This is a genomic window from Kordia sp. (assembly GCF_045105435.1).
Classification (GTDB): Bacteria; Bacteroidota; Bacteroidia; order Flavobacteriales; family Flavobacteriaceae; genus Kordia.
On record NZ_JBGCDL010000408.1, the window covers coordinates 1 to 9,731 of the forward strand.

A 9,731-nucleotide genomic window follows, 5' to 3' on the forward strand; every position below is an offset into this window, starting at 1 on the left:
CGTATTGGAAATTGAAGAAGGAAACAACATCCAAGCGATTAAAGATGGTTTGGCAGAAGCAAAATCAAGAACAGGAAAAGGAAAACCAGTAGTTGTATTATTACATACTGAAATGGGGAATGGTGTTGATTTTATGATGAATACACATGCTTGGCACGGAAAAGCGCCTAGCGACGAGCAATTGGAAAGCGCCTTAGCACAAAATCCTGAAACTTTAGGCGATTATTAAGATGAAGAAGCTATTATATATATTTATTTTTATAACGTCGTCAATTTTAGTGGCGCAAGATAAAAACACACTCAAAGTTGAATTGGATTATTTGGTAGATTATACTGTTGGTCCCGAAAATAGTGGAATGACTCTTACTATGGGGTTTGATAAAAGTGGACGTTATGTATGGAGTGATTTTACAATGTTTCAATCAATTTTTGAAAATTCACTTACCAGATCTACTGGAATGCCAAACTTTTTTAAGGATGGAAAAATTCATTTTATCTTAGATACTAAAACAGTAACCGTCTATGCGCATTTAAGTAATGAGAATAATGCGATGTTTATGAAAATGAATGTTGAAGAAATGTTAGATCAGCAATTGTTCAGCACAAAAAGTGATTCTGATAAGGTTATTAAAAAGGTTGGTCTTGTTTCTAAAAAGACAGATGAAGAAATCACAATTTTAGATAAAGTTTACAAAAGCTATTCTGTGTATCCAACAAATGAAATAAATAATCCACTTACTGTAGTATTTGACAAAAAGTTTCCAGTAAATAATAAAAAGTTATTTGGAGACTTTATTCAGATGATAATGAGTAAAGTTGACGATATTGATTTGAATTCTATTGATTTACCAAAAGGAGTGATTTTGTATGTAAAAGCCAAGAATGAAGTCATACTTAAAGCAACCAATGTACAAAAGACAAGTAGAACAATTACAATTAACAACACCGTAGAAATAAAAGAATGAAAAAATATACAAACACAGGTAATAAAGATACGCGTTCAGGATTCGGAGATGGATTGACTGAACTTGGAAAAACGAATGAGAATGTCGTAGCACTTTGTGCTGATTTGACAGGATCGTTGAAAATGGGCGATTTTAAGAATAATCATCCAGAGCGTTTTTTCCAGATCGGAATTGCAGAAGCAAATATGATCGGAATTGCCGCAGGAATGACTATTGGTGGAAAGATTCCGTTTACAGGAACGTTTGCTAACTTTTCTACAGGTCGTGTGTACGATCAAATTCGTCAATCGGTTGCGTATTCTGATAAGAATGTAAAGATTTGTGCTTCTCACGCAGGAATTACGTTAGGTGAAGATGGTGCAACACACCAAATTTTAGAAGATATTGGTTTGATGAAAATGTTGCCTGGTATGACTGTTATCAATACATGTGATTACAATCAGACAAAAGCAGCTACTTTAGCGGTTGCTAAACATCACGGACCTGTGTATTTACGTTTTGGTCGTCCGAAAGTAGCGAATTTTACTCCTGCTGATCAGACTTTTGAAATTGGAAAAGCAGTACAATTAACCGAAGGAACGGATGTTACGATTGTTGCAACAGGACATTTGGTTTGGGAAGCGCTTCAAGCAGCAGAAACATTGGAAGCTGCTGGAATTTCTGCGGAAGTGATTAATATTCACACTATAAAACCTTTAGACGAAGAAGCTATTTTGACTTCTGTTGCTAAAACTGGTTGTGTAGTAACTGCCGAAGAACATAATTTCCTTGGCGGATTGGGAGAAAGTGTAGCACGTACATTGGCTTTGAACACACCTGCGCCACAAGAATTTGTAGCAACACAAGATACTTTTGGAGAATCGGGAACGCCAGCACAATTGATGGAAAAGTACGGTTTAAATGCCGCTTCTATCGTAAAAGCTGCTGAAAAAGTGATTGGAAGAAAGTAATAGATTTTAAAATAAATCGTTTCTTTAATAATAACAAAAACAATGAGATCATGAAAAACAACCTATTATGTTTGGTATTTCTGCTTGCTTCTGCAACTTGCCTTGCGCAGTTTGGAGTAAAAGCAGGATTGAATTTTAACTCGAATGGAGAATTTAAACTTCAAGATGTAATCAATGCAGGAGAAAATATTGTAGAAGATAGTGGCGACGCAAAAATTGGCTATCATGTTGGAGCGTACTACGAGATTAATTTTAGTAAATTATACCTTCGTCCAGAAATTGTATACACAAAAACAAAAAGTGAATACGGTTCTAGCGCGTATGATATGTCTAAAATTGACGTACCAGTTTTAGTAGGTATTGATGTTATTGGGCCGCTAAGTATATTTGCCGGACCTGCTTTTCAGTATACGCTAGATAATGATTTAGAAAATAATACAATTTCTGATGTGCGAAATGATATTACCGTCGGATTCAATTTTGGAGCTGCTGTAAAAATCGGAAATATTGGATTAGATGTACGTTATGAAAGAGGTTTCTCTGAAAACGAAGCTAATATTTTAGATTCTAATAATATCCAAATTGGAACGTTAGATTCAAGACCTAGTCAAATTATTTTTAGTCTTTCTTTGCGATTGTAAACAAGAACTGAATTTATAATATATAGAAAGAGGCTGTCTTAAAAGTCGCAATTTCGTCAAACCGAACTTGACTCGGTTTCTCATAATAGTTGATAATCAGCTTTATGTGATTCTGGATCAAGTCCAGAATGACGGCTTTTGAAGCTTTTAAGACAGCCTCTTTTGTTTTTAATAGACACTATCCTAAAACGAATTTATTAGCAATATTTATTTCATTTCAAATACTTTCCAAGTATCTATTTTATCATCTGCATTTTCTGATGTTATTTCTCTCATTCGGAATTTATTCAACTCAATTTTCTCAATTCGTTCTTCTTTTTTAGGTTCTTCATAGAGAATATCAAATGTTACTTGACCTTTTATTTTCCATTCTTCTTGATTCAAACTAATTAATTGTAAGCCTTTAAATCGACTTGCACACGAAGAATAGTATTTCCCCAATTCAATAATTCCATCATTATCTATATCAGATACAGGAAAAATATAACTAGTTTCCAAGCAAGCTGAGTTAACTCTTATTGGAGGAATTTTTTTATCCGTAAATATTACAGAAGCACCATCTTCAACAGCATTATTCGTTGTAATAAATAATTCAGGAATTATTAAAATAGAATCATTTATTCCGTCATTATTTATATCACCTAAAGATTTTATTTCAGAATATCGGTCTAGATTATCAACTAATATTGATGTCAAAACTACAATAGTAGTATCTTTTAAAGATTCTTTAATTCGTTTATGAATTTTAGAATTGGATAACAACTCCGCTTTTTGAGCTGGCTTTTCCCAATGATCTCTCCAACTATTAAATTCCGTAATTTCTGTTTTGACAGGAATTCCTTCATCAGATTTATTTTTACAAGAAAAAGAAATTAGTAGTAATAGTAGCAAAATTGATTTATAAAATGTTTCTTTCATATTGCTTGCAACGTATACATAACAGGTATTTCTGTTATTCTATTATGACCAAATCTATTTATTTCACATAAAATTAGTCAAAATGAAACTAAAATAATTTCATGAGAAATCAAAATAAAGAGTATGGTTTATACCGAACTTACATTATTTACTTATGAAAGCAGGAAACAAAAAAAGCACTTCCATAAAGAAGTGCTTTCGTATATTTTACTAAAAAATTTTATGCGCTAGTTTGCATCTAGATAATCAGGAATTCCATCACCATCAGTATCTGTCAATACAACCGTTCTAATCGTAGTTACGCCAGCAGCATCCGTATCTCTTGTTTTTATAATTTCATTGGCTGCATACGTTGGTTCTGTATCTCCAGAATTCAATGTATACGTATTTTGAACGACTTCATTTGCAGTTGGCGTTCCATCACCATCATCATCGGTATCACTAAAATCAGGAATTCCATCGCCATCTGTATCATCATCGGCTACATCACGATCACCATCAAGATCTTCCATAGAAGAAAGTAATCCGTCAAAATCGGTGTCTAAGTAAACAACATCGTATAAATTGAAAGAGAAAATTAATGGAGAATATACTGGAATACCAGGTTGCGATAAGTTAAAATATCCCATTCCCGATGGCATAAACACAGCACCAATTCCTCCATTTCGTGGTTGTAAGAAACCATTTTCACCTTCTACTACGGCTTCAGGTGTTTTAAATTCAGGCAATCCCAATTGAAAACCTCTTACTGTACTTACTCCTGCATTTACCAAAGGAATTTGAGTTCGTGTCAATCGCAAATCAAATGTTTCCAAATCTAACAACTGACCGTGATATACCAAGTCAACTTCATCAAAATTAGAATATGATTTTCCACCACCTTCACGTATTTTAAGTATGTAATATTTATATTCTATATCAAAATATGTAGTAGTACGTTCTTCAACTTGGTTAATTAATGGAATTTTATCAGCATTTACGCCTGCAATAGTATCAAACGCAATTCGCACATTATCATTCGCAACACTTTCTGGATTTACCAAATCAAAATCATCGTAATTATAGAAATGTGTGTTTAAAAATTCAATAAGCGCCGCATCATCTTCAACTTGTTGCTCTGCTCTATCTCTCAGTATAGCAAAAGCTACTGGATCATCATCACTTTTACACGAAAAAACACTCGTAAATACAACTAATGTTAATAATGCAAATTTTATAAACTTCATCATTGTTTTTTTAAATTTTGGCTTGCAAGATACAATTTTATCCTACTTTTGTATATTCTTTAACGTAGTTTTTAGAGTTTTTGTATGAGGATAGATAAATACCTTTGGTGCGTGCGTTATTTTAAGACCCGAAACATTGCTACAACTGCATGTAAGAAGGGACATGTTAAGATAAATGGCGCTACCGTAAAACCATCAAGAGATGTGTATCCTACGGATAAAATTGAAGTCCGTAAGGAGCAAGTTTCAAGACATTTAACCGTGCTTGATATTCCACCAAATCGTGTGGGTGCAAAACTTGTTGATATTTATAGAGTAGATACAACGCCTAAAGAAAACTTTGAGCATTTGGAATTATTGAAACACGCAAAAGATCATTACCGAAAGCAAGGAACTGGAAGGCCTACTAAAAAAGATCGTCGAGAAATTGATGATTATCTGGATGATACTATTGATCGTGATGAAAGTAATTCTTAATTTTACTCGATAATCGAGCATTATAATACTTCGTTGATTTGCTTCGAAGTAGTTTATTAAATTTTTAAAGTTATGACCGTAACAGGAAATATTATACTCAACCACCAGCAAATTCAACACAAAACACGTCGTATTGCGTATCAAATTTTAGAATCAAACGTGAATGAAAAAGAAATTATCATTGCAGGAATTGCCAGTAATGGATTCGTTTTTGCTCAAAAAATAAAAGCTGAGCTAGAAAAAATTACAGCGGCGGCTATTACATTATGCGAAGTGAAAATTGACAAGCAAAACCCGTTGCAATCTGTTACAACTTCCATTCCTAAAGAAAATTATATAAACAAACCTTTAGTACTAATTGATGATGTTTTGAATTCGGGAACAACTTTAATTTACGGCGTAAAGCACTTTTTAGACGTTCCTTTGAAGAATTTTAAAACCGCAGTACTTGTCAATAGAAATCACAAAAAGTATCCTATAAAGGCAGATTTTAAAGGAATTTCGCTTTCAACTTCTATCCAAGAACATATTGATGTTGTTTTTGCAGAAGAAGACATGGCGTATTTAGTCTAAAATAGTTTCTATCTGTTTCACTATTACTTCAATCGTTTTTTTATCTGTAGCAATTGTATGAGTGGCATCTTGATAGAAAGCGTTTCGTTCAAAAAGGTGTTTCCCTATAAACTCTGGCAAATCTTCATCAGCAATCGCACTAATTAATGGTCTTTTCGCTTTTTCACCTTTCACTCTATTGATAATTTCTGGAATAGATGTCTGCAAATAAAAAGTCTGTTTGGTATATTCGTGAATCAACTTCATATTATTTGCGTAGCAAGGTGTTCCGCCACCTAAAGAGACAATCAAGGATTCTTTGGTTTCTAAAATTTCTTTCAAATACGAATGTTCTTTCATGCGAAAATAAATTTCGCCCTTCGTTTCAAAAATTTCAGGAATTGTTTTTCCCTCTTTCGTTTCAATATAATCGTCTAAATCGAGCACAGGAATTTCCAATACGGTTCCAAGTAATTTTGAAACAGCACTCTTTCCACTTGCCATATATCCTAAAAGTATAATCATCATTTCTATATTATAATATATTTATTTTTAAGCGCTTACAAAAATCATAAAAAAAAAGATAAAATTATATTAAAAAAGACTTGAAAAATAAAATTATGATGTTATATTTGCACCCGCATTCAAGGAATTAATTACAGTTAATTTTTGAATGACCTGGTAGCTCAGTTGGTAGAGCATCTCCCTTTTAAGGAGAGGGTCCTGGGTTCGAGCCCCAGCCAGGTCACAAATTATATACTACAAAGGTCTTATGACCTGGTAGCTCAGTTGGTAGAGCATCTCCCTTTTAAGGAGAGGGTCCTGGGTTCGAGCCCCAGCCAGGTCACAAAAGTTAAGCAATCGCTTAACTTTTTTGTTTTATATTTACTGTAAAACCTCAGAGTACACCGAAGTGCTGGAATTGGTAGACAGGCATGGTTGAGGGCCATGTGTTCATTAGAGCGTGTGGGTTCGACTCCCATCTTCGGTACTAAGAAATTTTTTCTTAAAACAAAATCCCAGCAGTTGTGTTGGGATTTTTTTGTTTGTAAAAACGAAAGGGTTACTATCTTTAGTAAGTGCTGTTTTTCTAAGAAATATTCAAGAAATAAAAATTCGTTTTATATTCGATTAGTATTGACTAACTTTATACCAAATCAACAAGGAAAATCACACAGAACGATCATACGTAATTGCTAGAAAGATGAAAAAATTAATATGCATTTTTTTGATATGTATCTCATGTCAAAGTCAAGAATCGAATAAAAAACAGGAGTCAAGCGAAATTCAAACTATCGAAAATGGCTTGTTTTTAGCAACACAAATAGAAGGTAGCGCTGTTGAAACCTTTAATATTAGAGACAGAATGAACTATTATAAAGTTCCTGGAGTTAGTATCGCTGTGGTTGAAAATGGAAAATTAAAATGGGCAAAAGGCTACGGAATTGCCAATACAAATACAGGAAGTAAAGTTGATGAAAATACCCTATTTCAAGCAGCTTCTATTAGCAAACCTATAGCTGCATTAGCTGTGTTACAATTAGTTGAAAAAGATGTTCTTGATCTTGATAAAGATGTAAATAATTATTTGAAAGATTGGAAAATTCCTGCCAATGAGTTTACAAAAAATGAAAAAGTTACACTTAGAAGATTATTGACGCATACCGCTGGCGTAACCGTTCACGGATTTCCTGGCTATACACAAACTGCTACATTTCCTACCACAACACAGGTTTTAAATGGAGACGGAAATACACCGAAAATAACTGTAGACACAGCTCCTGGTGAAATTTGGCGATATTCTGGCGGTGGCTACACCATCGTTCAAAAAGTAATTGAAGATGTTACACAAAAACCATTTGAAGCAACTATGGACAACAACGTACTGAAAACTATAGGAATGAAAAACAGTACTTTTGAACAACCATTAACAAACCGAAAAGAAAATGTGAGTGCTGCATACGACTTTCAAGGAAAAATAATTGATGGATTATGGAATAATTATCCAGAAAAAGCCGCTGCAGGTTTATGGACAACTCCAACCGATTTAGCAAAATATTGTATCGAAATTCAAGAAATTTTAAAAGGCAAAGAAAACGGTATTCTAAAAAAAGAAACGGTTCTTAAAATGCTAACTGCACACAAAAATAATTGGGGATTAGGTCCTTCTTTAGATGTGAATGAAGACTTTTTAATATTCCGCCATGGCGGGAAAAATGCTGGATTCACTAACAGATTCCTCTCATTCACAAAACGTGGATATTCTGTGGTAATTATGACAAATGCCGACAATGGAAATGGTTTAGTTGACGAAATTTTAAGAGCAATTTCTAAACATTATGATTTAGGAATAAGCAATTCAAAAACCATAAAACCTGTCAAATTAACAAATGAAGAACTCAGCAAACTTACAGGCAAATACAAACTAAATTATCAAGTGCCTAACATTGGCGATTATTTTATTGAAATCAGCATTAAAAACGACAAGTTGTTTGTGAACGATCCAAATAACGGAGACACAAAAGTACTGACAGCTTTAGGTGAATTAAAGTTCATCGATTTAGCCATTGGAGACGAAGGAATGTTTCAAATTGAAAACGAGAAAACTGGTTTGGTTTGGGGAAATAATAGATTCCAATTCTATAAAGTAGCTGAATAAACAATTTAGAAGCTTAAAGAAGTTTCTTTTCAATACAAAATCCTAGCAGAAATGTTAGGATTTTCCTTTTGAACAAAGGTGCAAAGTACAGTTTGTTTCTATTTTATGAGGCGCAAAAATAATGCTTTAAATGATGATGACAGATTGGTTGGTTGCAAATATTAAACAAATTAGCTATTGATCAAACAGCAAAAAATATGTACTAATTACTTTCACTAGGTATAAACTGTTTTTTCTATTTCAGCTGATACACAACTCACAGAAATAATACCTGTTAATTACGGGATTCCCATAATGGAATGTAAGTAAAATTTTATATTTTTCATCGTATTAATTAATCTTTTAAAATTTTAAAACCATGAAAAAAAGAAATTTCAAAAGTTTAAAACTGAATAAAAATTCGGTTTCTGAGCTAAACAGCACTGGCGTAAAAGGTGGAGGAACAAGTTATGCTCCAGAAGAATGCTGGGGAACGTTACAAGAATATTGTACAGGACGTAATTGCACTCAAAATTGGCATTGCGAGTGGGGAACATTTCCTGTATAAAACTAATATTGGAGGATTTGAAGCAATTTGAATCCTCTTTTTTTTTGATTGACTTTAAGGTTTGTTCACTTCAAATACGTTTCCGAAAATTCCAAAAGAAATCATTTTACCTTCTCTGTCGCTTCCTAAACTATCTATCACTGAAAACAAATAATATGACTTATATGCTTTTTTTGCTTCATAAGCTTTGTCTTTATCTATTTTTGTTCTGTTTTTCAAATAATTCAAATGCTCTTTAAATGTGGGATTGGTAGAAAAAGCCAATATAACTATGATAAGTAATCCTAAAAACAAAGTCGAAGAAGTACTTGTATATCCATTTGTTTTAGCCCAGCTTGCTTCTTTCTTAGCTTCTTTAGCTTCGTTTTTAGTTTCTATAACTTCCGCTTCAACCTTATCTATTTTTTGACTCAAATCATCTATTTGATTTTTTATTTCTGAGAGTTCTTTTAGGTATCTTTTTTCCAAAACGTAAATAATATATTACTTTAAATATACGATTTTATGCAAAAAAATAGTTGTAAAAACATAATAATTTCAATTATTCTCTTTTTAACACAATTTTTTCGGAATACATTTTGTGCAAGTAATTACTTAAACCGATTAAATTGAAATTATGAACACAATCACTTCACTAAAAGTTACCATTGTATGTGTTTTGAGCAGCTTTATTTTGAACGCACAAAATAGCTGTAAAGAAACACTCTCGCTGTTTGCGGAGAATGTAAAAACGAAACAATTCGCGGAAGCTTCACCGCAATTAAAATCGCTGCGAGAAAACTGCGCCAAATTCAGT

11 protein-coding genes, 3 tRNA genes and 2 pseudogenes are annotated in these 9,731 nt (G+C 33.0%); 12 read left to right on the top strand and 4 right to left on the bottom strand.

Translation table 11 applies throughout. The features are described from left to right. The 4 genes and pseudogenes from AB8B65_RS20600 to AB8B65_RS20615 form a co-directional block, all read left to right on the top strand. A pseudogene (locus tag AB8B65_RS20600) lies at positions 1 to 229 on the top strand (transketolase); the annotation flags it as partial. Between the two features lies 1 nt (position 230). After that, on the top strand, positions 231 to 965 hold the full coding sequence (locus AB8B65_RS20605; RefSeq protein ID WP_405303166.1) for a hypothetical protein: 735 nt from the start codon (positions 231 to 233) through the stop codon (positions 963 to 965). Further along, complete coding sequence (locus AB8B65_RS20610; RefSeq protein WP_405303167.1) at positions 962 to 1,915, top strand: transketolase family protein; 954 nt, start codon at positions 962 to 964, stop codon at positions 1,913 to 1,915. Before AB8B65_RS20605 ends, AB8B65_RS20610 begins: the two co-directional genes overlap by 4 nt. Before the next feature lie 50 nt (positions 1,916 to 1,965). Further along, on the top strand, positions 1,966 to 2,556 hold the full coding sequence (locus AB8B65_RS20615; RefSeq protein WP_405303168.1) for an outer membrane beta-barrel protein: 591 nt from the start codon (positions 1,966 to 1,968) through the stop codon (positions 2,554 to 2,556). A 207-nt stretch (positions 2,557 to 2,763) separates the two neighbouring features. On the opposite strand, the gene AB8B65_RS20620 is transcribed toward AB8B65_RS20615, so the two are convergent. Together AB8B65_RS20620 and AB8B65_RS20625 are read right to left on the bottom strand one after the other, a co-directional pair. After that, complete coding sequence (locus AB8B65_RS20620; protein WP_405303169.1) at positions 2,764 to 3,447, bottom strand: hypothetical protein; 684 nt, start codon at positions 3,445 to 3,447, stop codon at positions 2,764 to 2,766. Between the two features lie 254 nt (positions 3,448 to 3,701). Further along, positions 3,702 to 4,703, bottom strand: coding sequence for an FKBP-type peptidyl-prolyl cis-trans isomerase (locus AB8B65_RS20625; RefSeq protein WP_405303170.1), 1,002 nt, complete (start codon positions 4,701 to 4,703; stop codon positions 3,702 to 3,704). Positions 4,704 to 4,784: 81 nt separating this feature from the next. Here AB8B65_RS20625 and AB8B65_RS20630 point away from each other — a divergent pair, with 81 nt between their 5' ends. Both AB8B65_RS20630 and AB8B65_RS20635 read left to right on the top strand, forming a co-directional pair. After that, a complete protein-coding gene (locus AB8B65_RS20630; RefSeq protein WP_405303171.1) occupies positions 4,785 to 5,177 on the top strand; it encodes an RNA-binding S4 domain-containing protein in 393 nt (130 codons plus the stop codon). A 72-nt stretch (positions 5,178 to 5,249) separates the two neighbouring features. Continuing rightward, positions 5,250 to 5,750 carry a phosphoribosyltransferase family protein gene (locus AB8B65_RS20635; protein ID WP_405303172.1) on the top strand — a complete coding sequence of 167 codons (501 nt, stop codon included), beginning with the start codon at positions 5,250 to 5,252 and terminating at the stop codon, positions 5,748 to 5,750. On the opposite strand, the gene AB8B65_RS20640 is transcribed toward AB8B65_RS20635, so the two are convergent. Then, positions 5,742 to 6,257, bottom strand: a complete 516-nt coding sequence (locus AB8B65_RS20640; RefSeq protein WP_405303173.1) for a shikimate kinase — start codon at positions 6,255 to 6,257, stop codon at positions 5,742 to 5,744. The genes AB8B65_RS20635 and AB8B65_RS20640 overlap by 9 nt on opposite strands. A gap of 147 nt (positions 6,258 to 6,404) precedes the next feature. On the opposite strand from AB8B65_RS20640, the gene AB8B65_RS20645 reads away from it, so the two are divergent. From AB8B65_RS20645 to AB8B65_RS20665, 5 genes are all read left to right on the top strand, one after another. Further along, positions 6,405 to 6,477, top strand: a tRNA-Lys gene (locus tag AB8B65_RS20645). Between the two features lie 26 nt (positions 6,478 to 6,503). Then, positions 6,504 to 6,576 (top strand) — tRNA-Lys (locus tag AB8B65_RS20650). A gap of 60 nt (positions 6,577 to 6,636) precedes the next feature. Further along, a tRNA-Leu gene (locus AB8B65_RS20655) sits at positions 6,637 to 6,720 on the top strand. Positions 6,721 to 6,957: 237 nt separating this feature from the next. Beyond that, on the top strand, positions 6,958 to 8,388 hold the full coding sequence (locus AB8B65_RS20660) for a serine hydrolase domain-containing protein (protein WP_405303174.1): 1,431 nt from the start codon (positions 6,958 to 6,960) through the stop codon (positions 8,386 to 8,388). A gap of 358 nt (positions 8,389 to 8,746) precedes the next feature. Next, positions 8,747 to 8,935, top strand: a complete 189-nt coding sequence (locus AB8B65_RS20665; protein ID WP_405303175.1) for a hypothetical protein — start codon at positions 8,747 to 8,749, stop codon at positions 8,933 to 8,935. 54 nt (positions 8,936 to 8,989) lie between these two features. Here the strand turns inward: AB8B65_RS20665 and AB8B65_RS20670 are convergent, their stop codons facing one another. After that, the gene (locus AB8B65_RS20670; RefSeq protein WP_405303176.1) at positions 8,990 to 9,403 is read right to left on the bottom strand and encodes a hypothetical protein; all 414 of its coding nucleotides are present in this window, start codon (positions 9,401 to 9,403) and stop codon (positions 8,990 to 8,992) included. Positions 9,404 to 9,551: 148 nt separating this feature from the next. Between AB8B65_RS20670 and AB8B65_RS20675 the strand changes: the two are divergent. Next, positions 9,552 to 9,731, top strand: a pseudogene (locus tag AB8B65_RS20675) (hypothetical protein); the annotation flags it as partial.

Excerpts from the sequence above, each read along its gene's own strand:
- AB8B65_RS20605 (WP_405303166.1), top strand. The coding sequence starts at position 231 with ATGAAGAAGCTATTATATATATTTATTTTTATAACGTCGTCAATTTTA.
- AB8B65_RS20610 (WP_405303167.1), top strand. The coding sequence starts at position 962 with ATGAAAAAATATACAAACACAGGTAATAAAGATACGCGTTCAGGATTC.
- AB8B65_RS20615 (WP_405303168.1), top strand. The coding sequence starts at position 1,966 with ATGAAAAACAACCTATTATGTTTGGTATTTCTGCTTGCTTCTGCAACT.
- AB8B65_RS20625 (WP_405303170.1), bottom strand. The coding sequence starts at position 4,703 with ATGATGAAGTTTATAAAATTTGCATTATTAACATTAGTTGTATTTACG.
- AB8B65_RS20630 (WP_405303171.1), top strand. The coding sequence starts at position 4,785 with ATGAGGATAGATAAATACCTTTGGTGCGTGCGTTATTTTAAGACCCGA.
- AB8B65_RS20635 (WP_405303172.1), top strand. The coding sequence starts at position 5,250 with ATGACCGTAACAGGAAATATTATACTCAACCACCAGCAAATTCAACAC.
- AB8B65_RS20640 (WP_405303173.1), bottom strand. The coding sequence starts at position 6,257 with ATGATGATTATACTTTTAGGATATATGGCAAGTGGAAAGAGTGCTGTT.
- AB8B65_RS20665 (WP_405303175.1), top strand. The coding sequence starts at position 8,747 with ATGAAAAAAAGAAATTTCAAAAGTTTAAAACTGAATAAAAATTCGGTT.